We start from the raw sequence: 25766 nt of genomic DNA on the forward strand, positions 1-25766 counted from the left end.
TCAATCAATCGATTGATTGTCAATTTTGGTTGTGGCAGCGGGAAGGCCGGATTGATTTTGTGCGTGTGCAAGCAGTGTTTATGCAAAAGCAGCGCTGAGGTCCGTGCATGCTTCAGCAGCGGGACCGCAAGAATGCACGAGGTCTAGCAGGATCAGGAATATTTGTGCGGGAAGGTTGGGGTGGAATGGAAAAATTCCGGTCTATCTCGAGCCGGTATTAAATTTCACCGGCTGGGCGGACACGAGTTAAAGTTAGGCATGGCGCAAGCCCTCGCGCAACGTAACGAGAGCGTTTGACGGTTGCGACTGTCGGACGGCTTGCGTCGCAAATTAACGATTTCCAACGATTAGCGCGTCAAACCCGTACTCTGATTTTGTAAGAAACGTTGTTTCGCCTCGTTTTCTTCGCGCGCGGCATCAATCTCGCGAATCACGCTACGTAGATCGGCTGGTTTGGCGCTGTCCTCGAAATAGCCGGTTAAATTGCTCTCTGGATGCAACTCGCCGCTCTGATACAGCTTCCACATCTCCTTACCGTAGTGGCTTGTCAACAACTCTGGTGCAAAGCGGCCGAAATAAGCAGCCATATTCGCCACATCGCGCTCGAGCATTGCTCGGGCGTTATTATTACCGGCCGCATCCACCGCTTGCGGTAAATCGATGATTACCGGCCCGTCGCGGCCGACCAGTACGTTGTATTCGGATAAATCGCCATGCACCAGGCCGTCGCAGAGCATGCGCACGATTTGGCCGATCAGAAAGGCGTGGTATTCCCGCGCCAATTCCGCCGGCATTTCCAGGTCGTTAAGCCGGGGGGCGGGGTTACCGTCGGCGTCGGCGACCAGTTCCATCAGCAATACGCCGTCGATAAAATTGTAGGGTTTCGGAACTCTGACGCCGGCGTCCGCCAAGCGATATAAAGCCGTGACCTCGGCATTTTGCCAAGCGGATTCCTGTTCCTTACGGCCATAGCTACTGCCTTTTTCCATTGCTCTTGCGCGCCGGCTATTGCGGACTTTGCGGCCTTCCTGATACAGGACGCTCTGTTTGAAGCTGCGCTGCTCGGCCTCCTTGTACACTTTGGCGCAACAGATTTCCGCGCCGCAACGCACAACGTATACCGCTGCTTCCTTGCCGCTTTTCAGCGAACCGACAACTTCGTCAACCAGCCCGCTGTCTATTAAAGGTTCTAATCTTTTCGGTGTTTTCATGGTTCCTATTATGCCGCGCCGGCTCGCATTTCGTTTAATACTTCGACAAATTGATGTGTTTTGCTCGCAGAAAAAATTCCCGGTCTAAAAATTAAGATTTCCTGAGGTTTCGGCGTCGACGATTCGGCTCGGCCTGATACTGAAAAATTTAGCCTTTCAGGCAGGAATGACAAGCTAAATTGCGCAAATTCAATTTGCATTGTCAGGCTTGGCGTTCGGTCGGAAACAGCCGATTAGCTCACATTTGGTATTTTGCTGGTACATTAGCCGGTTTTAAATAAAATGCTTCGGCAATAACCGGTTCATAATCGACATGCCCAATTCCAAACACATCATCATCGTCGGCGCCGGTCCGGGCGGCTTATGCGCCGGTATGTTATTGAGCCATCGCGGCTTTAAAGTATCCATTTTCGATAAACATCCCAATGTTGGCGGCCGCAATCGGGCCATCACCATGGATGGCTTTACGTTTGATACCGGCCCGACCTTTTTGCTGATGAAAGGCGTACTGGACGAAATGTTTGAACTGTGCGGTCGGCGCACTGAGGACTATATGCAGTTCATGCCGCTTAGTCCGATGTATCGATTGCTGTACGACGATCGCGAGATCAACGTCTACTCGGATCGGGAAAACATGCGCGCCGAATTGGAGCGGGTATTCGACGAAGGCAGTGCCGGCTATGAGCGTTTCATGGATAACGAGCGCAGCCGTTTCAACCGCTTGTACCCTTGTATCACCCGGGATTATTCAACCCTAGCCTCGTTTTTCTCGTTGGATTTGATCAAGGCTTTGCCTTGGTTGGCGTTTCCGAAAAGTGTCTTCAAAAACTTGGGCCAGTACTTTGATAAGGAAAAAATGCGCTTGGCCTTTTGCTTCCAATCCAAGTACTTGGGTATGTCGCCCTGGGACTGTCCGGCTTTGTTTACCATGTTGCCTTATTTGGAGCACGAATACGGCATTTACCATGTCGCGGGCGGCTTGAATCGCATCGCTTCGGCGATGGCGCAGGTGGTGACCGAGTCCGGCGGCGAGATTCATTTAAACGCCGAGATTGCGTCTTTGATTGTTGAGGATGGGGTAGCGAAGGGCGTGAAATTGCAGAATGGCGAGGAAGTGCGCGGCGATGAGGTTATTGTTAACGCCGATTTTGCGCATGCCATGACCCATTTGCTGGAGCCGGGCACCTTGCGGAAATACGATCATCAAGAGTTGGAGAAGCGAGAGTACTCGTGCTCGACCTTTATGCTGTATTTGGGTTTGGACAAGCTATATGACCTGCCGCACCACACTATTGTGTTTGCTAAGGACTATCGGACCAACATTAACAATATTTTCAGTAATAAAACCTTGACCGAGGATTTTTCATTTTACGTGCAAAATGCTTCTGTTACCGATGCCAGCTTGGCTCCAACAGGCAAATCGGCTTTGTATGTGTTGGTGCCGATGCCCAATAACGACAGCGGCGTCGATTGGCAAGCCCATTGCGCCGATGTGCGCGAGCAAGTGCTGGATACCCTGGGGGCACGTCTGGGTTTAACCGACATTCGTGAACACATCGAATGCGAAAAAATCATCACCCCCGGCACCTGGGAAAGCGACGAGCACGTCTACAAAGGCGCTACCTTTAGTCTGTCGCACAAGTTTAGCCAGATGCTGTATTGGCGGCCGCACAATCGTTTCGAAGAGTTGGATAACTGCTATTTGGTAGGCGGCGGTACCCATCCTGGGAGCGGCTTACCCACCATCTATGAGTCCGCGCGGATTTCCTCAAACCTAATTTCACGCAAACACCGGGTGAATTTCCATGAAATTCAGCAAAGCGCCTGGTTGAAGAAAGCCAAGGCCTAAGCTATGGCGATGATGCAGGCCGTTTCACCGGTCGATGGCAGAGTGCTGGGTGACTTTCCGGTTAGCGAGGCGGCGGCAATTCAGCAGCAAATGCTTGCTGCTCGCTCAGCGGCGCAAGTTTGGGCTAAGAGTCCTGTAGCCGAGCGGGCCAAAATCTTGGCCAAGCTGGTGCCCTTGTTAATGGCGGAGCTGGATTCGATTTGCGAATTAATCAGCCTGACCACCGGTAAAGTCCGCACCGAGGCCTTGCTGGGCGAGATTTATCCTGTTTTGGATTTGCTGCGCTATTACCAAAAGCATGCCGCCAACATCTTATCCTATCGAGGTATTCCCACCTCGCCGTTTGCGTTTCCTGGCGCTACTGCGGGAATCGAACGTCGGCCGTATGGGGTGGTTGCGGTGATTTCGCCATGGAATTATCCGTTCCAACTCTCGCTGGGGCCGATGCTGACAGCCTTGTTTGCCGGCAATGCGGTAATTCTGAAACCCTCCGAATTGAGTCTGCCGGTCGGGCAACTGATAGGCGACTTATTTAAACAATTGGATTTAGCTGAGGGACTGGTGCAATGGCTGGTCGGCGACGTTGAAATTGGCGCCCAGTTAATCGACGCCGGCCCGGATTTGGTATTTTTTACCGGCGGCCTGAATAGCGGCAAAGCTGTGATGCAGCGGGCCGCCCAGCATCCGATTCCCGTATTGCTGGAGTTGGGCGGCAAGGACCCGATGCTGGTGTTCAACGATGCGCAAATGCAGCGCGCCGCTGACGCAGCCTTGTATGGCGCGTTTTGCAATAGTGGCCAAGTCTGCGTATCGGTGGAGCGCTTGTATGTCCAGCAAGACTGTCACGACGAGTTTTTAAGCTTGTTGCAGCAAGGTGTATCGCAACTGCGAGTCGGTCACGACCCACAAGGCGACTTGGGTGCGATAACCACTGAGCGGCAGTTTGTGACTGTCGAAGCGCACTATCAGGACGCCATCGCTCAAGGCGCGCAAGCCTCGGGTCCGCTGGAAAAGCAGGGCAATTACGTTAAGCCTGTCGTGCTGTGGAATGTGCATCACGGTATGCGGGTAATGAAAGAGGAAAGCTTTGGGCCGCTATTGCCGGTGATGGCCTTTCGCGATGAAGCCGAAGCAATCCGTTTGGCCAACGACAGCGAATTTGGCTTAAATGCCAGCGTCTGGAGCCAGGATATTCCTAAAGCCGAGCGAGTTGCCGGCCAACTGCAAGTCGGCAACTGGGCGATCAACGATGTCATCAAAAACATTGGGCATCCGGGCTTGCCGTTCGGCGGCGTGAAAAAAAGCGGCTTTGGTCGTTATCACGGTGCAGAAGGTTTACGCAGTTTTACCTATCCGGTGTCAGGCATGACCAGCCGCAGCCATTTGCTTAAGGAACCGAACTGGTTTCCGTATTCCGAACAACGCTATCAACACTTCAAAGGCTATATGGACTTTGTCTATGGCGAAGGTTCGCTGATACAACGCATCAAACGCAATTGGCCGGCGCTGCAAGCGTTTCGGGAATATTCTGCCTTCGATTTAACGCAACGCTGGCAAAATCTTAAATTACTGTTGTCATGGAAACGGGACTACTGATGAAGCAAAACAATACTAAACGCGTCGTCATCATCGGCGCCGGTCTGGGCGGTTTGTCCGCAGCGATTTCGCTAGCTAGCGAAGGCTTCGCGGTGGAGTTGGTCGAGAAAAACGACAAGGTCGGCGGCAAGCTGAACATCATGACCAAAGACGGCTTTACCTTTGACTTGGGACCCTCGATCCTGACCATGCCGCATATCTTCGCAGCGCTGTTCAGCAAAGTCGGCAAAAACATGGCCGATTATGTCGGTATCGAAAAAGTCGAGCCGCACTGGCGCAATTTCTTCGAAGACGGCACGACCGTTGATTTATGTGAAGACGAACAAAATCAGCGCCGTGAACTGGACAAACTTGGCCCGAACACGGCTGAGGAGTTCTCTCGCTTCATGGCCTATTCCAAAAAACTGGGTACCGAAACCGAAGCCGGCTATTTTGCCAAGGGCCTCGATACCTTCTGGGACTTGCTGAAGTTTTACGGCCCGATTCGGGCTTTGAATTTCGACGTATTTCGCTCGATGGATCAGGGCGTCAAACGCTTTATTTCTCATCCTAAACTGGTCGATATCCTCAATTACTTCATCAAATACGTCGGCTCCTCGCCTTACGACTCGCCGGCGTTGATGAATCTGATGCCCTACATCCAATACGAATACGGCCTCTGGTATGTGAAGGGCGGTATGTACGGCTTGGCACAAGCCATGGAAAAGCTGGCGATCGAGTTGGGTGTGACGATACGTTTAAACAGCGAAGTCGAAGAAATCCAATATCAAACCGGTAAGGCCACTGGTATTAAGCTGCAAGGCGGCGAGGTGTTGGCGGCGGACATCGTGGTGTCGAATATGGAAGTGATTCCGGCCATGGACAAACTGCTGCACAGTTCGCCGGCGGAACTCAAAAAAATGCAGCGCTTCGAGCCGACTTGTTCGGGTCTGGTTTTGCATTTGGGGGTGAATCGGCTGTATCCGCAATTGGCGCATCATAATTTCTTTTATTCCGATCATCCGCGCGAGCATTTCGATGCGGTGTTTCATAGCGGCAAACTGTCCGACGATCCGACGATTTATCTGGTGGCGCCCTGTAAAACCGACCCCAGCCAGGCGCCGGCCGGTTGCGAGATCATCAAAATCCTGCCGCATATCCCGCATATCAACCCGGACAAACCGCTGACGGCGGAAGATTATTGGGCGCTCCGCGAGCGGGTGTTGGCTAAGCTGGAACGGATGGGCTTGACTGATCTGCGCAAGCACATCGTCACCGAGGAATATTGGACGCCGTTGGATATACAGACCAAATATTATTCTAACCTGGGTTCGATTTACGGCGTGGTCGCGGATCGTTGGAAAAACCTGGGCTTTAAGGCGCCGCAACGCAGTCATCAGTTGTCGAATTTGTATTTTGTTGGCGGGAGCGTCAATCCCGGCGGCGGCATGCCGATGGTGACTTTGTCCGGGCAATTGGTGCGGGATAAAATTTTGGCGGATTTGCGGTAGGCGCAAGCGAGTGTTTGGTCAGGAAACGCGTTTTTGCCGGCAAACTTTGGCATAGCCGGTGTTGTCGACTTATTTGCAGTATTAAGCTTATAGACGCCAGATGGTTATGATGCTTTTTTTTCGGAATATTCCCGCGCCGACCCGGCCGAACGAGTTGTACGCTTTTGTGGCTTTAGCGGTTAGCGAAGACTCAAAGGAACAGGCCAAACAGGTGATAAAAGCTGACGTGATGGTGATTCGGGATAAGCGAACCAATCAGTTGGAGCATCACGGCTTGGTCTCGGTGGATTCCGAAGAAACCGGCATCCGCGCAATCAAGAATCTGAACGGCCTGTTGCTCGATGGCTGCGAGATATTGGTCAGATGTTACAAGCAGCGCGACTTTAATAACGATAGGCGCCGCAACGGCTTGCCGGTGCCGCGGGAGTTTGTCGAAAAACGCATTCAGGATCGGCGGCGCGGAAATCGCATCGAAATCTACATCGATTTTTCCAACGTTTTCTACCAAATAGATCTTTAGCTAGCCCCAAACGCTATCCCGGACGCTAAAGCCAGACGCGCACCCGATTGCGTCCGTGTTCCTTGGCGGCGTAAAGGGCTTTGTCGGCCTTGGTCAAGACGCAGTCCGCCGTGCCGCTATCGGCATGCATAGAGGCAATGCCGATACTGACGGTGACGGAAATAGTCCGATCGTTGAAAGTCAGCGGTGTCTCCGCCAGTTGGTCGCGCAAGCGCTCGGCAAATACCATGGCCGGTTCGGCACTGGTATCCGGCATGAAAATCGCGAACTCTTCCCCGCCGATGCGGCCCACCACGTCGATCTTGCGCAATTCCGCGCGAATAATGCCGGCAAAGTGTTGCAACATTGCGTCACCGGTTGGGTGACCGTAACTGTCGTTAATCTGCTTGAAATGATCCAGATCCAGCATCAATACCGCTACCCGATGATTATTGCGCCGAACTCTGGCGAATTCGTCCTCCAGACGCGTCATGAAGTGGCGGCGATTTAAAAATCCGGTCAAACCGTCGGTTGTCGCCAGTTCCCAGAGTTCCGATTGTATTCGCTTACGCTCGCTGACATCCTGCTTGATACCGACGAAATGGCGGATGCAACCTTGTCGATCCCTGACCGGCGTAATCACCAGCTCTTCGTCGTAGAGTTCGCCATCTTTGCGCCGGTTGACGATTTCGCCGCGCCAGGTGTTACCGGATAGTATGGTATCCCAGAGGTTTTGATAAAACGCCGAGTCTTGGATGCCGGATTTGACCAATTCGTTGGGCCGCATACCGATTGCTTCCTCGCGGTTAAAACCGGTTAACGACTCGAAGGCTTTATTTGCCCATTCGATATTGGCATGGATGTCGGTTATCACGATGCCGTGTTCAACCGTTTCCAGGGCTGACACCAATAAGTGATCGCGCAACTCCGATGCCTTGCGTAAGCTTATGTCCTGATGGATACCGACTGCGCGGACCGGCTGATCCAGGTGATCGCGTTCCAGTACCCTGCCGCTGTTATGGACCCAAATCCAGTGGCCGAGCTTGTGCAACAATCGGTGTTCCGCGGCATAAAAATCGGTTTCGCCGCGAAAATGCGGCTCCAGCGAAGCCTTGATTGCCGGCCAATCGTCGGGATGCACCAGACGCTCCCAGCTCTGAATCACCGGCTTCAACTCGTCCAGCGTATAACCCAGCATACCGGCCCACAACTCGTTGAATATGACTTTACCGCTGGGAATATGCCAATCCCACAAGCCCAACTTGGCGTTATCCAAGGCCATGCTCATGCGTTGTTCCGATTCGTAAAGCCGTTTTTCCAGGCTGACCCTGCTTAGCGCATAACGAATCGCCCGGACCAGGCTGTTGGTGGCGATTTCGGTCTTGACCAAATAATCCTGGGCGCCGCAATCCAGCGCTGTCAGCGCAAATTCGTTATCGTCATGGCCGGTTAAGACGATAATGGGCAGTGATTTGGTGACGGCTTTACGGATGCTTAACAGGGTATCCAGGCCGTGCGAATCGGGTAGACTTAAATCCACCAGTACCACGTCGATGTTTTGTTGGGCCAGGGCTTTTTTGCCGTCAGCTAGATTTTCGCGCCAAATCAGTTCGAAACGTAGGTTTTGCGAGGCCCGCAAATATTGCCGAACCAAACTGGCGTCGCCGGGTTCGTCTTCGATCAATAACACGCAGCAGTTTGTCTCTTCAGTCATATTGCCTGCCTACCCGGTAAGCGTACCGCCTTGAACCAGTAAGCGCCGATTTGCCGAACCACCTCGATAAACTGTTCGACGTCCACCGGTTTGGTGATGTAACTGTTGGCTCCCAGCCGATAGCTAACGACTACATCGCGTTCGATATCCGAAGTGGTGAGTATGATTACCGGTATGCTGGCCAAATCCGGTTCCGACTTGATTTTAGCCAGAAACTCTCGGCCGTTCATCCGCGGCATGTTCAGATCCAGCAGGATTAAATCGGGACGCGGCACGGCCGCGTATCTATCGCCCTCATGCCGCAAGAACGCCATCGCTTCCGCGCCATCGCAGACATGATGCAGCGCACATTGCAGCCGATTTTCCTTGAAACTCATTCTCAGCAGATGCGCGTCCGCCGGTTCGTCTTCGATCAGCAGCACCTCGAATAATGGAACGATATTAGCGGTCATACTGAATTACTCTCGATATTGGGAAGCTCGAACACCAAAGTAGTACCATTCAAATCGCTGCTTTCAATCCAGATATTACCTCGACAGCTGGCGACGATACGGCGGGCAATCGATAGACCGATACCGGTGCCGGCTTCGGTGCCGGCATGATTCAGACGCTCGAAAATTTCGAACACGCGTTGCCGATATTCGGCGCTAATTCCCGCGCCGTTATCGCGCACATGGTAACGGCTTATATTTTGGTGGGCCATGCCGTCGATTTCAATGCGTATTGGCTGTTCTGGTTCGGCGGGGTGGGCATGCAGCAGCGCATTCTCCAAAAACAGGCTGAACAATTCGATCAGGCGCGGCAGGTCGATATAGGCATTGGGCAGTTGGCCGACACTGATGATTGCCCCGCTTGCGGCAATTTTATCTGCAAAATGTTGTAAAACCGATTCGACGGCTGTATTGGCATCGACAACACTGATTTTGTCGCGGGCTTGATCGGCCGCGATATAACGCTGAATATCGCGTACCAGACTGTGCAAACGCTGTGCATCCTGTTCCAGGTAGGAAAGGCTGGCAGCAATATCGGCGTTATTCGATATGTCGGGATACGCGCTTAGGGCGGTGCGCAGGCGTTGGGTAAAACTGCCGAAGCGGCGGGTGGGTTCCATTAGATGGTGGGCGGAAATTTCCGCGAAACGGCTCAGATCGGCGTTACTATGCTCCAGGTCGATCTGGGTTTGCCGGCGCTCGGTAATGTCGATACATGAGCCGATATACCCGACAAACTCGCCGCGGTCGTCGTAGCGGGGAATCCCGGTATCCAGTAACCAGCGGTATTCGCCGTCGTGGCGCTTCAGGCGGTATTCCATACTAAATGCAAGTTGCCGTTGGAAATGGTATTGATAGTTTTCTTGAAAAACATCGAGATTGTCCGGGTGGATGCCATTGATCCAACCACTGCCCAGTTCGTGCTCTATCGTTTGTCCGGTAAAGTCCAGCCAAACTTTATTGAACCAGCAATAGCGCCGATGTTTGTCTGTCAGCCAAATCATCACCGGCGCCGAGTCGGCCATCGCGCGGAAGCGATTCTCGCTTTCACGTAACTCGGTGGTCATGGCTTCTGCCAAGGCTTGCGCGCGGCCGCGGCCGTTGACCAGTTGCCAGGTCAGCAAGCCGAGCAATAGGCTCAGACTGAGGCCGCTACCGGCAATCAGTAAGGGTTTGCTTGGGTCCAGCCGGGTTTGAAAATGCGGTTCGGCATGAATCAACAGGGTCCAGGGTCGATTGGCCAGCGCGATTTGTTGCGTCGAACTTAATAGCGGGTGAGTGTTCCGCGTATTCGCCGAACCGTACATGCGGGTTTCTTCATTAATTTGTGTGCCGTCGAAAATTTCCAGTCGCAAGTCGTTCTCAAGTTCGCCGCCAATGCCGGTCATCAGGTCTTTGGTGCGGAACGGAGCATATACCCAGCCCAGTAAATTGGCGCGGCGTTGCTCCGGTGTGTCTAGTGCCGACTGTTTCTTATACACCGGCAGATACATTAAAAAACCGGCCTGTATGTCTTGCTCGGTTTCCTGTAACAACTTTACTTTTCCGGAAACACTCAGGCGGTTGTTATCGCGGGCATAGCTCAATGCGAGGTTGCGGGTGGGTTCTGAGTACATGTCGTAACTGAAGGCACGCAGATTGCGGCCGCTAAACGGTTCCAAATAAATAATCGAGGTGTAGAAGTCTCGTTCGCCGGCTGGATGGATATCGTAATCGGCGAAGCCTTGACTGCGCATTTCGGCGACATGCCGGTCCTTCTCTGCTTCAGGAATCCACAGGGAAAAGCCCACGCCCTGAATACCGGGAAAACGTTGATCGAGGTTCAGTGCCGATACATATGCCCGATATTCGTCTCGTTTAACCAGTCCCGAAGCAGCGAACAAGCCGCGCGCACCATACAACATTTGTTCGTAAGTTTGTAGCCGTTGTTCGATGCTCGTGACCAATTGTCTGACCCGAAATTGGAAGTAAAGCTGGCGCTCGTGCTCCAGATCCTGTTCGGCAAAGCGCCAGGCTTGATAGCTGGCGATCATGGTTACGGTCAACACCGCGGCAGTCAGCCAATGGCTGTAATAACCGGGTTTTTTCCGGACGTCGGGCTTGGCGGGCCGACGGCCGGCGAGTGCGGCTTTCGTGTCGTTCATGTCGGTTCGCTATCCGGCGCATTTGATCGAGCTTGAGGGATTTCAAAGATAAAACAGGCGCCTTTACCTTCGCCGGCAGACTCCACCCAGATTCTGCCATGGTGATGCTCGACTATGCGGCGACATAAGGCCAAGCCCATGCCGGTACCCTCAAAGCGGCTGCGCGGATGCAGGCGGCTGAAAAATTGAAACAGGCGGTCGAACTGTTCCGGGGCGATGCCGATACCGTTGTCGCGCAAGCTAAGACGCCATATGTCATTGCCGGTTTGAGACTGGATCTCAATTTCGGGAGCGATGTCGGCTTGACGATAGTGCAGGGCGTTTACCAATAAGTTTTGCAGCAAGCGGCTCAGTTCGTCGCGGCTGGCGTAAACCGTCGGCCAGCGGCCCCGGCAACTAATACGGGCTTGGCATTGATCGGCTAGTGGCTCGACAAACTGCAAGGCTTCGTCTCGAATCTCAGCGCTGGCAATCCAGGTTTTTTGCTCGGTTTTTCGTCCGACGCGGGAATAATCCAATAGCGAAATTATCATCGCATCCATGCGTTTGGCGCCTTCCAGCGCAAAATTTAGATTTAGCTGTTGGTCTTCGTCCAGCGAGCCTTTCAATTGGCGGGCTAAAAACTGTAAATGGCCGGTCACCATTCGCAAGGGTTGGCGCATATCGTGGGAGACGCTGTAGGCAAACTGTTCCAGATCGACGTTGGAGCGCAGCAGCGCGTCGTGGCTTTGCTGTAAGTCATGCTCGATCTGTTTTAGTTTGTCGATATCGACGTGGGTACCCAACATACGTTGCGGTCTGCCGTCCGCGGTTTTGGTCACAACCATGCCTTTGGCCAGTATCCATTTATAATGACCGTCCTTGCAGCGCATGCGAAACTCGACCCAATACAGCATTTCCTTGCCGTCGAAATAATTATCGAGGGTGGCGAGAACGCGCGCTTTGTCGTCCGGGTGCAGCGCATCCCGCCAAGCTTCGAAGGCATTGGCGAATTCTTCCGGCTGGTAACCTATCATCGATTTCCAGCGAGGTGAAAAAAATACCGTTCCGCTGGCGATATCCCAATCCCATACTCCCTCGTCGGCGCCTTCCAGCGCGAATTTCCAGCGATATTCGCTATCCTGAAGCCGGATATTCTGCTCGCTGGCCATTTGCCGCTCCGTCGCCAAGTAGCGATTCGTCCAGAACAACGTCAAACTGAGCAAAACCACCAAGAACATGCCGGCGCTTAGCGCTAGTGCCGGTGTGGGATAACGTTGCCAAATGTCCGCCAGCGTGAATTGCGGAATCGTGTTAAAGGGCGTGACGCGGAGCGTGCGCAGCAGTTGTTCCACCGAATTGTAATCGGCGGGTATGGTGAAGCCGTCAATCCCCTGAATACGACCAGGGCCCATCAGCAACAAAGTACCGGCGACTTTTTTGGCCAACTCACGGTCTGCGGTTGGCATGGCTAAGAACGGCCACTCGGGATATAGCCGCGTCGATAACAGTTTAAACTCAGCGGATGCTTGCGCATTAAGGATTTTGATTTGCCGTAGATCGAGCTTGCCGCTTTGAGCCAAGGCCTCCAGAACCCCGCTACGAACGAAACCGATATCGGCTTGTCCGGACAACACTTGTTCCAGCACCGCATCGTGCGGCATGCCGGTAAACAGTAATTCCGCCGCCTTGGTAATGTCGATGCCGGCTTGCGCGGCTTCATAGGCTTGCATCTGAAAGCCGCCCAGTGAGTTTTGGCTTGTCACGGCGATTTTTTTGCCGCGCAGATCGCCGAGCGCGTTTAGATCGCCGCGTCCGGCGAGCACGAAGATCACGCCGCCGAAGGTGTCCTGGGAACGGTCGTTCTCGTGTCTGACCAAGGTGGCTAACGGTGCCGAAAAACCATGTTGATAGCTGATGTGGAGGTAGTGTCCGGGATTGGTCAGCACAAAGTCCAACTTTTTACTGTCCGCACTCGCTTCGATTTCGCTGTAGTCCAATGCTTCTACGATGAACTCGCGCTCGGGGATGGCTTGGTGTAATACGTCGGCCAGCGCCTGCCATTGCGCCAGGATTTGCGCTTTGGGCCGATAGGCCAATACGCCGATGTGCACTGGCGGTTCCGCCCAAGTCCCGAAACTGGCGCTTAGCAAACAGCCGAACAACAGTATCTTGCCGAGTAGAGCGGACAAGTTGTTGTTTTTTATGGTTACCTTTTCACGACTCATCGGCATAAAAATACAATGCTGGTTTTTTAAGGTAAATTCCGGTCGTTTGGCATTTTTTAGTGTCCCAAACAATCCTTAATACTTAAGCGGCTTGCTTTGCGAGCCGGCCAGAATGCGGCGGACCAAGCCAGTATTAAAATAATACCCAGCCAGTAAACAGGCGCCCGGTCGTCGAAGCTAAAATCCAAGCGCATGCCCAGCATGGTTTGGCCCAGTTGTCGGGCCAAGGGCTCGGCTGCCAGATAGGCCAGCGGGATGCTCAGCAGCCAGGCGACGATACCATGGAGTAGGCCTTCCAATAAAAATATGCCGAATACTGCTTTGGAAGGGGCGCCGATGGCCCGCAAAACGCCTATTTCCCGTGTGCGTTGCAACACGCTTATCGCCAAGGTGCCGGACAGACCGATGCCGCCGACAGCGGCTATCATGCAAGCCAGCCCCAACAGCGTATTCAGCACCGGTTTGAACTGGTTGCGGGCGAACTGGCGCTGTTCCAGTTTGCCCTGCGTGCTGTAAACGTCCAGTTTGAGCCCCTGGTCTTGAAAGCGTTGTCTGAGTTGGCGCAGATAAAGCAGTTCCTGATTCAGGTCGGCTATTGGTGCGTCTAGCAGTGCGAACGAGGCCAGATTCCGGCTATTGGTTAGGTCTTGTAAAGTTGCCAGCGGCGCATAAACCGGTTCGATTGCATAACTGCTGCCAGCCAGCCAACGATAAATGCCGATCACTTGCCATTGTTCGCGGCTGGCACCCAGTTCGACGTTCAGCATATCGCCGGCTTGAATTTGGTTCAGCGCGGCGGTGTCTGCGCTCAGCACCAATACGCGTTGCCCGGCGTCGGCTGCTTGCAGCCAGCGCCCTGATTCGATCAATGGTTGATACAGGGTCGAGTCCGCCGGCAGCGCCAGCATTTGCAGGCCCAGACTGCCTTTTTGCCTAAGAGCTTTGCCGTGCTGGTTTATCTGCAGCGTGAATCTTTGCCAGACTTCCAGTTTCTCCGTGCCGGCAACCGACGCGGCGAGGTCACGCACTCTTTGGGCGGGCTGGTCACTAACGAAGCCCAGGCGTGCATCATAACGGCTGCGGGCCATTTCCCGGTCCAGCGTTAAATTCAGCGAGGCGATCAGGCTCATCAACACTAAAAACATCACGCCGGCTATGATCAACACGCTTTGCGTCAATAATAGCCGGCCTTTACGGCGGAATAGGTTGCCCAACGCGGCGGCGGATAAGGTCGGCAGAAACCGCGCGCCGAATTTTTCTATAAACAAATCGAAACGGTTGTAGCCAAAATCGGCACCTACACCGTAACTGGCGATCGCCGCACGCACCGTCATCGCCGCGCCGCGCAAAATCGGGTTTAAGGCTGCCAATAAGGGCATCAGTAAGCCGCCTAGCAACATGTATTCGGCGGCGGGTAGCGAGAGGGTAAACGTACCGCAATCGATATTGAACAAAGCCAACAGCCGACAGGAACTGAAATGCGCCGCCATCAGGCCCGGCGGAATCGCTATCGCGGTCGCTATCACGGCCAACACCAGAATTTCCGTCAGATAGAGTTTGGCGATGGCTGAAGTGGAACCGCCCAGGGCTTTCATCACGCCGATCTGGTCGGTTTGTTGTGCGATATGCGCCGACACGGTGTTTAAAATCAGTACGCTGGAGAGCGCCAATGAAACCAGCGCCATGATTTGCAGTATGTCATTGATTCCTGCCAAAAACGGCCGGCCCCAATGTCTTTCCGGATCTTGCAGCAGGGTGACGTTGACCCCGATATGCCGTTGCGCGAGTAGTGTGCGTATTTCGCCGGCGACAGCACGGGCTTGATCGATGTCGTACGGCGCGGCGATATGCACCAGCAACTGCCGAAAGCTGTGGGGCGTGACGCCAAACTGCGCGGTGTTATCGGAATTGGCGAAAAAATGCACTTGGCCGCCGAATTTAGGCGGCTTGACGAACGGGTGGCGGACTATGCCGCCTATGTTCAAAGTTTGCGAGCCTTCCGCGGTTTCGAATTCGATTGACTCGCCTATCGTTAAGCCGCTGGATTGCGCGGAGAGGTTTTCGATGGCGATGTCATCTTTGACTGGCCAGGTGCCGGACTGTAGTGTGGTTTTATCATAGCGTTGCAAGTTGTAATCCGGCCGAATGATCAGCGTACCCAACGTCCATTCGCTGGTGCCGGGCCGGCGGAAATTTAGCGTTACCGGCGTCATGGTATCGACGTCGGCTACGCCGGGGATGGCTTTGACCTGTTCCAGCAAGCTTAAATCGGCGTCGCCGCGCAAAATCAGGTTGATGTGCGAGGGTAGTGATTGGCGGTGAGCAGCATCCATTTTACTCAGCAGCAGATCGATCATACCGAACAGGGTGCCGACGCAGCAGACACCGATGGCGATACTGGCGATAGCCAGCAGCGTGCGGCTTTTGCTAAAGCACAGATCGGCCAGGACTTTATGCCGGAGCGTATTCAAAACGTATCCGCCGGGCTGGTGTCGGTATGAATCCGCCCGCAACGGATTTCCAGCTTGCGGCTGGCGGCGTCGGCCAGCATTTCGTTGTGCGTCACCATCATCAGGGTTTTGCCTTGATCGCGTAAATGGGCGAACAAGTCAAAGACCGAGTCGGCGGTGGCGGCGTCCAGATTACCGGTCGGTTCGTCGGCGACAATCAGCGGCGGGTCGTTTGCTAGGGCGCGGGCAATCGCCGCCCGTTGCTGCTGGCCGCCGGAAACCTGGCTGGGCAAGCGTTCCGCCGCATCAGCCAGGCCGACCAGTTCCAGCAAATGCATGGCCCGTTCCCGGCGCTGGTTTTTGCTTAATAAGCCAAGAAAGTCCATCGGTAGTACGGTGTTTTGCAGCAGGCTTAAGGCCGGGAGTAACTGGAAAAACTGAAACACGATGCCGACATTGGCGCCGCGCCATTGCGTTAATTTTTCGTTGCTTAAATTTTGTAAAGCAGTCCCGTTGACGCATATCTTGCCCCGGCTGGGATGGTCGATACCGGTCAGCAGGTTGAGTAAGGTGGATTTGCCGTTGCCGGAAGGACCGACGATGGCGACAAATTCGCCGGGATAGACGTCCAGATTGATGTCGTGCAATACGGTTTGCAGCGTACCGGCCTGCGGGTAATCCTTGTAGACCTGTTTCAATTCGATGATCTTTTTCATAACGGCCGGCAAATTGCGGTATGTTACACGAGGCGCGGGGCAGCGTGGCATGCCCGTCATCTTACCAATACTTCGCCGGAGGGCGATCAATGACTTCGGTACGTATTTTGTGGCTAGTGCTTTGCTTGATATGGGTAGCCGCCGAAATCAAACTGGCCAGGCGGTCTATAGTCGGGGCTGATCAAATCTTGTTTACGGAACGAAATTCGCAGCGGCGGTTATGGCTGACTGTCTTGAGCGGTTTAGGTATGGCCTTGCTGTTTAAGAATTTGACTTGGGCGCCGATCCCGTTGGCTTACCTGCCAAGACAGGTCTTGGCGATGCTGTTGTTTACCGCCGGACTTTATCTGCGTTATGTGGCGGTTGCGAAATTGGGCAGATTCTTCACCACCGATGTGGCGATCCAGCGGGAACACAGCTTGATTACGGAAGGGCCTTACCGCTGGTTGCGGCATCCTGCCTATACCGGTTTGTTGATTGCATTGTTCGCGGCCGGGTTGGCAATGGGCGACTTTATTGCATTGGTGCTTTTACTCGCACCGACATTTTGGGCGTTTAAACTTAGGGTCGAGATTGAAGAACGGATGCTTTTTAATCAATTCGGCGCTGTTTATACCGATTTTTGCGCATCGACCTGGCGGTTGTTGCCTTGGGTATATTGAAAGGGGCGATAGTAACCGCCCCAACAGTATTATTGAGCTTTATCCCGCCAGTTCATCCAAATATTTTTCCACATCCAACGCGGCCATACAGCCGGCGCCAGCCGAGGTGATGGCTTGCTTGTAGTGCGAGTCCATCACGTCGCCGGCCGCAAAGACGCCGGGCACGCTGGTGGCGGTGGCATTGCCGTGAATACCGCTATTCACGACGATGTAGCCATGCTCCATTTTCAATTGACCGGTAAAAATATCGGTATTGGGCGTGTGGCCGATGGCGATGAATACACCGTGCACATCCAAGTCCTTAGTCGAGCCGTCCTGGCTGTTCTTGATGCGCAGACCGGTAACACCCATCTCGTCGCCCAGTACTTCGTCCAGCTGATGGTTCCATTCGATGCGGACATTGCCGGATTTGGATTTTTCGATCAGTTTGTCAGACAAGATTTTTTCGGAGCGGAATTTATCGCGTCTATGCACCACGATCACCTCGGATGCAATGTTGGATAAATACAGCGCTTCCTCGACTGCGGTATTGCCGCCACCGATTACCGCTACCGGTTTATTGCGGTAGAAGAAACCGTCGCAGGTCGCGCAAGCGGAAACCCCGCGGCCCTTGAAAGTTTCTTCGGAAGGCAGGCCCAGATATTTAGCCGAAGCACCGGTGGCGATAATCAAGGCGTCGCAGGTGTACACGCCGCTATCGCCGGTGAGGGTAAACGGTTTTTGCGACAGATCGGCCGTGTGAATGTGGTCGAAAATGATTTCAGTATTGAAGCGCTCGGCGTGTAGACGCATCCGTTCCATCAAGTCCGGGCCTTGCAGGCCTTCCACGTCGCCGGGCCAATTGTCCACTTCGGTGGTGGTCGTTAATTGTCCGCCTTGTTGCATGCCGGTGATCATTACCGGATTTAGGTTGGCGCGTGCGGCGTAAACAGCTGCGGTGTAACCGGCCGGGCCGGAACCTAGGATCAAAAGTTTGCAATGTTTTGCGGCAGCCATTATGTCGAGTCTCCATGCGGGTTAGGGTGGCAAAATTATAAGGGCATTCCCTCCGGGATAAAACCGATTTACCAACTGGTTTTTAATGGCGTGGCCGGTAAAGCTAATGTTAAATCGATTTACATCATCTATAATCATGTTTTGTTATGCTTTTATTGTGAGCCGACAACCATGGTTGCTGTTGTGGAAGAGAGAGCTGCGCGAGGCTATCGCGAAATCGCATTACTGGGGCTTTCGAGTTGTGCGCTATTTTTTTTAATTGCCTTAGTGACATTCAATTCCAACGACCCGGGCTGGAGTCATAGCACTTCCTATCAATCGATCAGCAATGCCTGCGGTTTGTTCGGCGCCTGGTTGGCGGATTTTGTGCTGAGCTTTCTGGGGTTGATGGCTTATCTGATTCCGATCATGATTTTCTGGTACGGCTACATGCTGTATCGCGGCGGCAGTCAACAGCAATGCGGGCAGTGGTTGATGCTGGCGCGCTCCACCGGTTTTATCGCCACGATGATTTCCGGTTCGGCCATTTTGTTTTTACATTTGCATTTTCTCAGAACCAAAATGGATTTACCCGAGAGTCCGGGCGGCATCCTGGGGCGGGAGATCGGCGACGCCTTGGTGCATCTGTTAGGTAACTCCGGCTCCACGCTGTTGTTGCTCGCTATATTTATGACCGGCGTGACCTTGTTTACCGGTTTGTCTTGGTTAATGGTGATGACCTTGATCGGCAAAACCGCGATGGCGGCCTGTTCGGTGGTCGGTAGGCAAGCAGTAACAGTGCCCGAACGCTACCGTACCGAAAAGCCCTCCCGCCCGGAGTCTGTTAAAGAAGCCAAAAAGTCGCGCACCCAGCCGGAAGCTAAAACCGAAGAACGAGGCAAAAAACCGCAGATTCAAGTATTGGAAATTGCTCAACCCACCCCAGCGGCTGAGATACGGCCGCTGCGCAGGAAAGACAGCAAACCTTTGGATAATTTGGACGCCAGCGCTTACCTGAACGCGTTGCCGCCGCTGTCGTTGTTGGATAAACGCGACATCAAAGTCAAGCGCTATTCCAAAACCGAGCTGGAAGAAATTTCCCGCCAAGTCGAAGACGTGTTGCAGGATTACGGTATCGCCGCCGAAGTGGAGGCGGTATTGCCGGGACCGGTGATTACCCGTTTTGAGTTGCGCTTGGCGGCCGGCGTCAAAGTCAGCCGTATCAGCAGTCTGGCCAAGGATTTGGCGCGCGGTTTGTCGGTAACCAGCGTGCGTATCGTCGAGATCATCGAAGGCAAATCCGTTATCGGTCTGGAGATTCCCAATCAAGAACGGGAAATGGTTTCGCTGCGCGATTTGTTGGTGTCCGATGAGTTTGAACGGGCAAAATCCAAGCTCAGCATCGCGATGGGCAAGGATATTTCCGGTACGCCGGTGGTGGCCGATTTAGGCAAAATGCCGCATGCGCTGGTAGCCGGTACCACGGGTTCCGGTAAGTCGGTGGCGATCAACACCATGATTCTCAGCTTGCTTTACAAGTCCAAGCCGGAAGATGTGCGGATGATCATGATCGACCCGAAGATGCTGGAGTTGTCGGTGTACGAGGGCATTCCGCATTTGCTGACCCCTGTGGTTACCGACATGAAGGACGCGCAAAACGCCTTGCGTTGGGCCGTGGCGGAAATGGAGCGCCGTTACAAATTGATGTCCAAAGTGGGGGTACGGAATCTGGCCGGTTATAACCAGGCGGTCAGAGAAGCGGAAGCGGCGGGTCAGCCGATTCGCGATCCTTTGTTCCGTCCCGAAACCCCGGTGGCCTTAGACGATTATCCGCTACTGGACACGCTGCCCAGTATCGTCATCGTCATTGACGAGTTGGCCGACATGATGATGGTGGTCGGCAAAAAGGTCGAAGAACTGATTGCGCGTTTGGCGCAAAAAGCCCGTGCCGCTGGTATTCACTTGGTATTGGCGACGCAAAGACCGTCTGTGGATGTTTTGACCGGTTTGATCAAGGCCAATGTACCGACTCGAATTTCCTTCCAGGTATCATCGCGGATCGACTCCAGGACCATTATCGACCAAGGCGGAGCGGAAGCCCTGCTGGGTAACGGCGACATGTTGTTCCTGCCGTCCGGTACCAGCATTCCGTTGCGTGCTCACGGGGCGTTTGTGGACGATCACGAAGTGCATCGGGTGGTGGAGTTCTTGAAAAAAACCGGCCCCACCAATTACCTGGACGAGATTACTCAAGAACGTACCGATAGCGGCGAAGTCGCCGGCTTGGATAGCGAAGACAGTGAGTCAGATGCGTTGTACGACGAAGCGGTGGCTTTTGTCACCGAATCGCGCAAAGCCTCTATTTCCAGCGTGCAACGCCGCTTTAAAATCGGTTATAACCGGGCGGCGCGCATCATCGAAGACATGGAAAACGCCGGTGTGGTCAGCATGCCGGAAACCAATGGTTCCCGCGAGGTGCTGGCGCCGCCGCCCCGTTGATCGCGATGAATCTCGCCGTTATCGGATTACTGATCGTTGCCGGAATTTCGGCGGTCGGCGGTTGGTTGTTAAGTTCCAATCAAAATCAGGAAACGCCCGTTAAAATCATGCTTTTTGTCGGATACTTCTGGCTGTTAGCTTTTTCGCAATTACTGCTGATCGCTCTGTCCTACTTTGGCTGGCAGCGTTTTACCGATTGACGGCAATGAATATGATTCCCGAGCTGATCGGCTATTTGGCCGCGACGCTGACTACTGCCTCGTTTTTACCGCAGGCGATTATGACGTTCAAGACCAGGGATACCGATTCTTTATCGCTAGGCATGTACGGCATGTTTACGCTGGGTGTGTTGTTGTGGTTGATTTACGGCATTTATCTGGCGAATTTGGCTATCATAGTGGCCAATGCCGTAACCTTTTTACTGGCGGCGGCCATTCTTACCGTTAAGATTCGCAATTTATTGCGCAAATGAAAATGCCGAGTCAGCCGCAATGTCTTCAAGTGCTTCCAGCAATATCGAAATAATAGCAGATAGTTCCGCCGCCAACGACAGCAGTGCTTTCATTGAGAAAATTCGGCCGAATACCGGAATTTCCGAGCCGGTTTATAAGCAGCTGCAACGGCGTATCATCAATATGATTCAATCCGGGGAGCTGGGCGACGGTTTTAGTTTGCCATCCGAGCGGGCTCTGGCCGAGGCGCTGGATCTCAGTCGCACGACAGTGCGGCGCTGCTATGAAGAGCTGCGGGCGCAGGATCATATCGCTACCCATGGCCGATCCGGTGTTACGGTTAAGGCGCCGCCGTCGCGGATTAATCCCGAGATGGGTAAACTGAAAGGCTTTACCGAGGAAATGCGTGAGCTGGGCGTCACGCCGTCAACGCGGATTCTCGAACAACGGATTGTTGCGGATCGCACCATCGCCTCCATTTTTAATCGTCCGGCGTCTACGCGATTTTTGCGTTTGGTGCGGGTACGTTTGGGAGACGGTATGCCGTTGTCCCGGGAAGTGGCTTGGTACGATCTTGTCGTAGCACCGGCCTTGGCCGAATGGGACGGCGACGGTTCGGCCTATCAATATCTGGAAAAAAATTGTGAGTTGGGCTTGGTGCACGCTGAACAAACCATTGAAGCGGTGCTCAGTGATGAAACCGAAGCGGCGGTCTTCGGTTTCGAGCAGCCGGGACCGTGTTTGTTATTGAAGCGCAAGACTTACGCCGACAACGGCTTGATTGTGGAATACGTGGAGGGTACGTTTCGTGGCGACGCTTATACCTACCGGGTTAACCTTAAGATCAGACCAAGTTAAATCGCTTTTGGTATTGGATTGGTTTCGATAAAACGGTCGATTTCTATTTGAGTCGGCAAGCTTCTCAGCACGCCGTGATGCGCCGCAACCCAGGCGCCGCAAGCGCAAGCCTTGCGCAGGGCTTCCGGCACGCTCAGTTGTTGCAAGAGAGCGCTAGCTAGACCAGCACTGAAGGCGTCGCCTGCACCGGTTGCATCCGCGGCGGCGACAGGCCATGCCGGTTGGTGGAGAATTGTGTCACCCGTTAAGGCTACGCAGCCGTGTTCCCCCAGCGTCACGACTAATAACTCTCCCGACCAGGCGATTTGTCTGGCCCATACCGATAAGCCGTTCAAGCACTGATCCCTGCGTATTTCGCTATCGCTCACGCCGAACAGTAACGCTGCTTCGGTTTCGTTTACCACCAGAATATCGGTTAACGCCAATAGCTCGGGATCGGGTCGGTGCCAAGGCGAGGGATTTAACATGGTGCGGATGCCCCCGCGCCGGCGAGCGATGTCAAATGCTGTGCGGACCGGTGACTCGGGGATCTCGAACTGGGCGTAAATCAATTCTAATCGGGGTAGGGCTGCCAACGATTTTTCGACATGTTCGCTGTTTAGCAGTGCGTTGGCGCCGGGATAGACCGCTAAAAAATTCTCGCCATCAGGGCCGATAAAGCCGACGCCAAAACCCGATTGCGGTCCTAGTTTTAACGTCAAGCGGTTATCCAGACCTTCGTTCAGCAGTAGTTCTATCGCTTCGTCCGCGTCTTCTCCCAATGGCAATAGCATGGCTACGTCGGCGCCTAGCCGATGCGCGGCGACGCCGACATTCAAGCCTTTGCCACCGTGTTCCGTAATCAACCCCCCTGCTTGCAAGGATTCGCCGGATACCGGCAGTCGCTCGACATTTAGGCAGTGAGCGCGGATATAACTGGCTAGGACTAGGATGGGCATGCAAGCTCCAATTCTGGGAAAAATCTGTGAAATAGTACCGAATTGAAAACAATAATTTACGATTGACGCACATATTTCTATCTGGTATTTCTATGGTACCTTAATTAAATACCAAAAAATATGGAGTATTCGCCATGACCCAACAAATTCTGAACATCAATAACACCCAAATTGTCAGCGGCACGGAAAACATGACGCCTGGCGAGGGCGGTGCACATACTCGACTACTTTGGGCCAGCGTGCCGCCGTTCTCGTCGCGGCCGGATGTCACAGTCAGCATCTATTCGGCCGAGGGTATGACCAATGCCGGCACCACATTTGCTCCTTGGTCTATCGAGTATGTGCCGGAGGGTGCGGCCGGCGGTCGAGACTTGATCGCCATTTCGGCGGCCAATACCGAAAACGGTCTGGCGACCGATGTGGATGTTGTCTGCAGTTATCTGGCTATCGGCCCGAGCGCGTAAATCGCAAATGCTTTAGTTCGGTAATTAAAGTCGATTGCTAACCCCCAAAACTCCGCATACCCAGGAAATATCATGAAATTCAAAACTGCTTTGCTCGCCCTGTCCGCCCTCAATCTGGCGGGTTTCAATACTGATGCCGCTGCTAGCGCGAACGCTACCGCCGAAGCTACCATTGATTGGAATAGCTTTAGAGTAACTTCGGGAACCGACGTCAATGCCGGAATCGCTTGGTACGATAAATCTTCGCGGGTGGATACGCGTATGGACACACCTTACGGCGAAGGTACCTATTCATCCGACTGGGTGACGCCGTTGACCAGCTTACAAACTGGAAGCGGGATTCGTTTGCTTACCTCGAAAGCCGATGTCGATCCTTACCTGCTGCACGCCTATTCCCAGGATATCGACCCAGCATTTGGCGATGCGGTGACTACCGAGAGCTATCGTACCGGCAGTTTCACCGGCGCTGGAACTGGGGCGACCACTTTCTCGGTCGACTACAGTATGAACATAGGTTTGGTGCCGGGCAGTGGGACCAATGATGTCGCGGCGGCTTGGGTGTTGCTGGTGGTCAACGATTTCGGCGATCCCAACCGGTCTTTGTCTAGCCGTAAAGATCTATTCCTAAATGCCAATCTCGTCGGTAGCTTGCCGACCCAGGCGACGGGGACTCTATCGGTCACCTTACCGACCACGAGTATCGGTCGGATTTCCTTTAGGGTTACCACCCACGCGTATGCGAACGTCTCGGGAGTTTCTCAAGTGCCGCTGCCATCGGCCGTTTGGCTGTTCGGGTCAGCGGCGCTTATGTTGGTTGGGGCGCATCGCCGGCAAGTTATAGCGGCGACCAGCATCTGAAATGTTCATGGTTTTCGAAAGCAGAGGTTGGCTATTTCGCTACAGCTTAAGCGCCAGAGGCCCAGGCGCCAACTATCAATTTTTAACAACATTAATCAATCGGAGGATATTTATGAATCGTTTACTCTTTTTGCTGCCGTTATGCGCGGTATTGGCTTATGTACCGGCGGCCAACGCGTACACCACTTCCTTGACCGTGATAGCCAGCGCCAATGCCGCCTACGGCAGTCAATCCTATGATGCGGATTCCAAGGTTTTGAATAACGTCGATAGCCCGTCGGTGGATTCCGTCAATGCATTTTATAAAGTACCCAATAACGGTGGGCCGGGCAGTCTCTCGGAGATTTATCGTTCGTCCGCCAGCGGTTTTGTGAGTCCAGGTGTGTTGAAAGCCAGCGCCAGTGCCAGCGCGACTCCCTACGCCGCCAATCTCGCCAGTGGTAGTAGCAAGGTGTCGTTTGCCGATAATTTCATCTTGGCGGGACCCAGCGGCCGAAAAATCGATCTCACGTTGACTTATTTGGTGTCGGGCGCACTGTCCGGCACCGCTACCGCTAGCGGTGTCGTCCAACTAAGCACCGGTGATCGTATTTCTTTCACCGAAAACGGTTATACGCCGCGTAGTTTCAGCTGCTCGTGGATCGCATCGTGCACTGGCGTAGCGACGTTTTCGGTGCCGGTGAATACCTTGATTTCGCTGGACGCTTTCCTGGAAGTGGGGGCAGGAGCCAGCAGCTATTTCAAACCCACCTTAACCGAGTCCTACGCCAATTTCGGTAGCACTGGATTGGTATATCTCGGTATTGCCGATAGTCGTTATCAGTTACAGAGCGGCAGCGGTTTTGGCTACGCGCCAGTGCCAGTGCCTGCTGCGTTTTTGAGCTTTGCTACCGGATTGTGTGCATTTGGTTTTTCCACCTTGCGCAAGCGGATAAAAAGTTAGTTCAGCAGCTGATTCCCTTCACAAAGGCGGCAAAAGTATTCAAAAATGGAAACTTTTGCCGTTCTAGCCCCTAATCCAACAGACTGAGCGTTGCAGGCCTGCTTCTATCTCTAAGTTGCTGCTAAGTTGTTACAATGCCGATCAACTTAATCAAGCTGCTGATGCAGTGATCAGAGAAGCATTATCAATGAAAACCAGAGATAGAAGACACGGTGTAGTGTTGGTGCATACCGGCGAAGGTAAGGGCAAATCGTCCAGTGCGTTTGGCATGGTGTTCCGCGCTGCCGGTTGGGGGATGAAGGTGTGCGTAATTCAATTCATCAAAGGTCAATGGCAAACCGGGGAGCAAAGGGCTGCAACGCGTTTTGAGGAAATCGAATGGCACGCCCTGGGCGACGGTTTTACCTGGGATACCAAGAACCCGGAACAGGATATTAAAACCAGCCGGGAAATTTGGGAGTTTGCCAAACAAAAAATTCTTTCCGAAGCATTCGATCTTGTGATCCTGGACGAAATCAATTATTGCTGCGGCTACGGCTGGATTAGCGGCCAGGAGATCGCCGATTTCGTCAAACACGACAAACCAGCCTGGCTGCATTTGGTTATGACGGGACGTAACGCCGTGCCGGAAGTCATCGAGGTTGCCGACACGGTTACCGAGATGACCGGAATTAAACATGCATACGCCGCCGGCATCAAAGCCGAGCAGGGCGTTGAATTTTAAGCTGAAAAAAAACCGGGCTTCTGGCA

22 protein-coding genes are annotated in these 25766 nt (G+C 53.5%); 13 read left to right on the forward strand and 9 right to left on the reverse strand.

The genetic code is table 11. The features are described from left to right. Positions 1-347: 347 nt before the first annotated feature. A complete protein-coding gene (locus ACH50O_RS02300; RefSeq protein WP_446810442.1) occupies positions 348-1211 on the reverse strand; it encodes a PA4780 family RIO1-like protein kinase in 864 nt (287 codons plus the stop codon). Positions 1212-1524: 313 nt separating this feature from the next. On the opposite strand from ACH50O_RS02300, the gene ACH50O_RS02305 reads away from it, so the two are divergent. The 4 genes from ACH50O_RS02305 to ACH50O_RS02320 all read left to right on the forward strand — a co-directional run bounded on the left by ACH50O_RS02305 (position 1525) and on the right by ACH50O_RS02320 (position 6666). Continuing rightward, positions 1525-3060, forward strand: coding sequence for a phytoene desaturase family protein (locus ACH50O_RS02305; protein WP_446810443.1), 1536 nt, complete (start codon positions 1525-1527; stop codon positions 3058-3060). Between the two features lie 3 nt (positions 3061-3063). Continuing rightward, on the forward strand, positions 3064-4656 hold the full coding sequence (locus tag ACH50O_RS02310; RefSeq protein WP_446810444.1) for an aldehyde dehydrogenase family protein: 1593 nt from the start codon (positions 3064-3066) through the stop codon (positions 4654-4656). Beyond that, on the forward strand, positions 4656-6146 hold the full coding sequence (locus ACH50O_RS02315; RefSeq protein ID WP_446810445.1) for a phytoene desaturase family protein: 1491 nt from the start codon (positions 4656-4658) through the stop codon (positions 6144-6146). The genes ACH50O_RS02310 and ACH50O_RS02315 overlap by 1 nt, the downstream gene beginning before the upstream one ends. A 106-nt stretch (positions 6147-6252) precedes the next feature. After that, entirely contained in the window at positions 6253-6666 is a 414-nt protein-coding gene (locus tag ACH50O_RS02320) for an RNA recognition motif domain-containing protein (RefSeq protein ID WP_446810446.1), read from the forward strand. A 25-nt stretch (positions 6667-6691) separates the two neighbouring features. Here ACH50O_RS02320 and ACH50O_RS02325 read toward each other — a convergent pair whose 3' ends face one another. The 6 genes from ACH50O_RS02325 to ACH50O_RS02350 all read right to left on the reverse strand — a co-directional run bounded on the left by ACH50O_RS02325 (position 6692) and on the right by ACH50O_RS02350 (position 16367). Continuing rightward, a complete protein-coding gene (locus tag ACH50O_RS02325) occupies positions 6692-8359 on the reverse strand; it encodes a diguanylate cyclase (protein WP_446810447.1) in 1668 nt (555 codons plus the stop codon). Further along, on the reverse strand, positions 8356-8811 hold the full coding sequence (locus ACH50O_RS02330) for a response regulator (protein ID WP_446810448.1): 456 nt from the start codon (positions 8809-8811) through the stop codon (positions 8356-8358). Before ACH50O_RS02330 ends, ACH50O_RS02325 begins: the two co-directional genes overlap by 4 nt. After that, positions 8808-10994, reverse strand: a complete 2187-nt coding sequence (locus tag ACH50O_RS02335; RefSeq protein WP_446810449.1) for a CHASE domain-containing sensor histidine kinase — start codon at positions 10992-10994, stop codon at positions 8808-8810. Before ACH50O_RS02335 ends, ACH50O_RS02330 begins: the two co-directional genes overlap by 4 nt. Continuing rightward, positions 10991-13165, reverse strand: coding sequence for a PhnD/SsuA/transferrin family substrate-binding protein (locus tag ACH50O_RS02340; RefSeq protein WP_446810450.1), 2175 nt, complete (start codon positions 13163-13165; stop codon positions 10991-10993). Before ACH50O_RS02340 ends, ACH50O_RS02335 begins: the two co-directional genes overlap by 4 nt. A 92-nt stretch (positions 13166-13257) precedes the next feature. Further along, positions 13258-15672: an FtsX-like permease family protein gene (locus tag ACH50O_RS02345; RefSeq protein ID WP_446810451.1), complete on the reverse strand. Its 2415-nt coding sequence runs from the start codon at positions 15670-15672 to the stop codon at positions 13258-13260. Next, entirely contained in the window at positions 15669-16367 is a 699-nt protein-coding gene (locus tag ACH50O_RS02350; RefSeq protein WP_446810452.1) for an ABC transporter ATP-binding protein, read from the reverse strand. Before ACH50O_RS02350 ends, ACH50O_RS02345 begins: the two co-directional genes overlap by 4 nt. 89 nt (positions 16368-16456) lie before the next feature. Here ACH50O_RS02350 and ACH50O_RS02355 point away from each other — a divergent pair, with 89 nt between their 5' ends. Beyond that, positions 16457-17029, forward strand: coding sequence for a methyltransferase family protein (locus ACH50O_RS02355; RefSeq protein ID WP_446810453.1), 573 nt, complete (start codon positions 16457-16459; stop codon positions 17027-17029). 39 nt (positions 17030-17068) lie between these two features. Here ACH50O_RS02355 and trxB read toward each other — a convergent pair whose 3' ends face one another. Continuing rightward, positions 17069-18025, reverse strand: a complete 957-nt coding sequence (gene trxB / locus ACH50O_RS02360; protein WP_446810454.1) for a thioredoxin-disulfide reductase — start codon at positions 18023-18025, stop codon at positions 17069-17071. 171 nt (positions 18026-18196) lie between these two features. Between trxB and ACH50O_RS02365 the strand changes: the two genes are divergently transcribed. From ACH50O_RS02365 to ACH50O_RS02380, 4 genes are read left to right on the forward strand one after another with little or no spacing between them, the layout of a single operon-like run. Next, positions 18197-20503: a DNA translocase FtsK gene (locus ACH50O_RS02365; protein ID WP_446810455.1), complete on the forward strand. Its 2307-nt coding sequence runs from the start codon at positions 18197-18199 to the stop codon at positions 20501-20503. A gap of 5 nt (positions 20504-20508) precedes the next feature. Continuing rightward, positions 20509-20703, forward strand: a complete 195-nt coding sequence (locus ACH50O_RS02370; protein WP_446810456.1) for a hypothetical protein — start codon at positions 20509-20511, stop codon at positions 20701-20703. 5 nt (positions 20704-20708) lie between these two features. Beyond that, positions 20709-20975, forward strand: coding sequence for a SemiSWEET transporter (locus ACH50O_RS02375; protein WP_446810457.1), 267 nt, complete (start codon positions 20709-20711; stop codon positions 20973-20975). 19 nt (positions 20976-20994) lie between these two features. After that, entirely contained in the window at positions 20995-21813 is an 819-nt protein-coding gene (locus ACH50O_RS02380) for a GntR family transcriptional regulator (RefSeq protein ID WP_446810458.1), read from the forward strand. Here the strand turns inward: ACH50O_RS02380 and ACH50O_RS02385 are convergent. Next, positions 21810-22751 carry a PfkB family carbohydrate kinase gene (locus ACH50O_RS02385; RefSeq protein WP_446810459.1) on the reverse strand — a complete coding sequence of 314 codons (942 nt, stop codon included), beginning with the start codon at positions 22749-22751 and terminating at the stop codon, positions 21810-21812. The genes ACH50O_RS02380 and ACH50O_RS02385 overlap by 4 nt on opposite strands. 134 nt (positions 22752-22885) lie before the next feature. Between ACH50O_RS02385 and ACH50O_RS02390 the strand changes: the two genes are divergently transcribed. The 4 genes from ACH50O_RS02390 to cobO all read left to right on the forward strand — a co-directional run bounded on the left by ACH50O_RS02390 (position 22886) and on the right by cobO (position 25740). Continuing rightward, the gene (locus tag ACH50O_RS02390; protein WP_446810460.1) at positions 22886-23215 is read left to right on the forward strand and encodes a hypothetical protein; all 330 of its coding nucleotides are present in this window, start codon (positions 22886-22888) and stop codon (positions 23213-23215) included. Positions 23216-23287: 72 nt separating this feature from the next. Continuing rightward, positions 23288-24073, forward strand: coding sequence for a hypothetical protein (locus tag ACH50O_RS02395; protein ID WP_446810461.1), 786 nt, complete (start codon positions 23288-23290; stop codon positions 24071-24073). A gap of 112 nt (positions 24074-24185) precedes the next feature. Further along, the gene (locus ACH50O_RS02400; protein WP_446810462.1) at positions 24186-25016 is read left to right on the forward strand and encodes a hypothetical protein; all 831 of its coding nucleotides are present in this window, start codon (positions 24186-24188) and stop codon (positions 25014-25016) included. A gap of 187 nt (positions 25017-25203) precedes the next feature. Then, entirely contained in the window at positions 25204-25740 is a 537-nt protein-coding gene (gene cobO, locus ACH50O_RS02405) for a cob(I)yrinic acid a,c-diamide adenosyltransferase (protein WP_446810463.1), read from the forward strand. The last annotated feature ends 26 nt before the right edge of the window (positions 25741-25766 follow it).

The sequence above is a fragment of the Methylomonas sp. 2BW1-5-20 genome (assembly GCF_052474515.1).

Coding starts and splice junctions, on each gene's coding strand:
- ACH50O_RS02300 (WP_446810442.1), bottom strand. CDS start 1,211: ATGAAAACACCGAAAAGATTAGAACCTTTAATAGACAGCGGGCTGGTT.
- ACH50O_RS02305 (WP_446810443.1), top strand. CDS start 1,525: ATGCCCAATTCCAAACACATCATCATCGTCGGCGCCGGTCCGGGCGGC.
- ACH50O_RS02310 (WP_446810444.1), top strand. CDS start 3,064: ATGGCGATGATGCAGGCCGTTTCACCGGTCGATGGCAGAGTGCTGGGT.
- ACH50O_RS02315 (WP_446810445.1), top strand. CDS start 4,656: ATGAAGCAAAACAATACTAAACGCGTCGTCATCATCGGCGCCGGTCTG.
- ACH50O_RS02320 (WP_446810446.1), top strand. CDS start 6,253: ATGATGCTTTTTTTTCGGAATATTCCCGCGCCGACCCGGCCGAACGAG.
- ACH50O_RS02325 (WP_446810447.1), bottom strand. CDS start 8,359: ATGACTGAAGAGACAAACTGCTGCGTGTTATTGATCGAAGACGAACCC.
- ACH50O_RS02330 (WP_446810448.1), bottom strand. CDS start 8,811: ATGACCGCTAATATCGTTCCATTATTCGAGGTGCTGCTGATCGAAGAC.
- ACH50O_RS02335 (WP_446810449.1), bottom strand. CDS start 10,994: ATGAACGACACGAAAGCCGCACTCGCCGGCCGTCGGCCCGCCAAGCCC.
- ACH50O_RS02350 (WP_446810452.1), bottom strand. CDS start 16,367: ATGAAAAAGATCATCGAATTGAAACAGGTCTACAAGGATTACCCGCAG.
- ACH50O_RS02355 (WP_446810453.1), top strand. CDS start 16,457: ATGACTTCGGTACGTATTTTGTGGCTAGTGCTTTGCTTGATATGGGTA.
- trxB (WP_446810454.1), bottom strand. CDS start 18,025: ATGGCTGCCGCAAAACATTGCAAACTTTTGATCCTAGGTTCCGGCCCG.
- ACH50O_RS02365 (WP_446810455.1), top strand. CDS start 18,197: ATGGTTGCTGTTGTGGAAGAGAGAGCTGCGCGAGGCTATCGCGAAATC.
- ACH50O_RS02370 (WP_446810456.1), top strand. CDS start 20,509: ATGAATCTCGCCGTTATCGGATTACTGATCGTTGCCGGAATTTCGGCG.
- ACH50O_RS02375 (WP_446810457.1), top strand. CDS start 20,709: ATGAATATGATTCCCGAGCTGATCGGCTATTTGGCCGCGACGCTGACT.
- ACH50O_RS02380 (WP_446810458.1), top strand. CDS start 20,995: ATGTCTTCAAGTGCTTCCAGCAATATCGAAATAATAGCAGATAGTTCC.
- ACH50O_RS02385 (WP_446810459.1), bottom strand. CDS start 22,751: ATGCCCATCCTAGTCCTAGCCAGTTATATCCGCGCTCACTGCCTAAAT.
- ACH50O_RS02390 (WP_446810460.1), top strand. CDS start 22,886: ATGACCCAACAAATTCTGAACATCAATAACACCCAAATTGTCAGCGGC.
- ACH50O_RS02395 (WP_446810461.1), top strand. CDS start 23,288: ATGAAATTCAAAACTGCTTTGCTCGCCCTGTCCGCCCTCAATCTGGCG.
- ACH50O_RS02400 (WP_446810462.1), top strand. CDS start 24,186: ATGAATCGTTTACTCTTTTTGCTGCCGTTATGCGCGGTATTGGCTTAT.
- cobO (WP_446810463.1), top strand. CDS start 25,204: ATGAAAACCAGAGATAGAAGACACGGTGTAGTGTTGGTGCATACCGGC.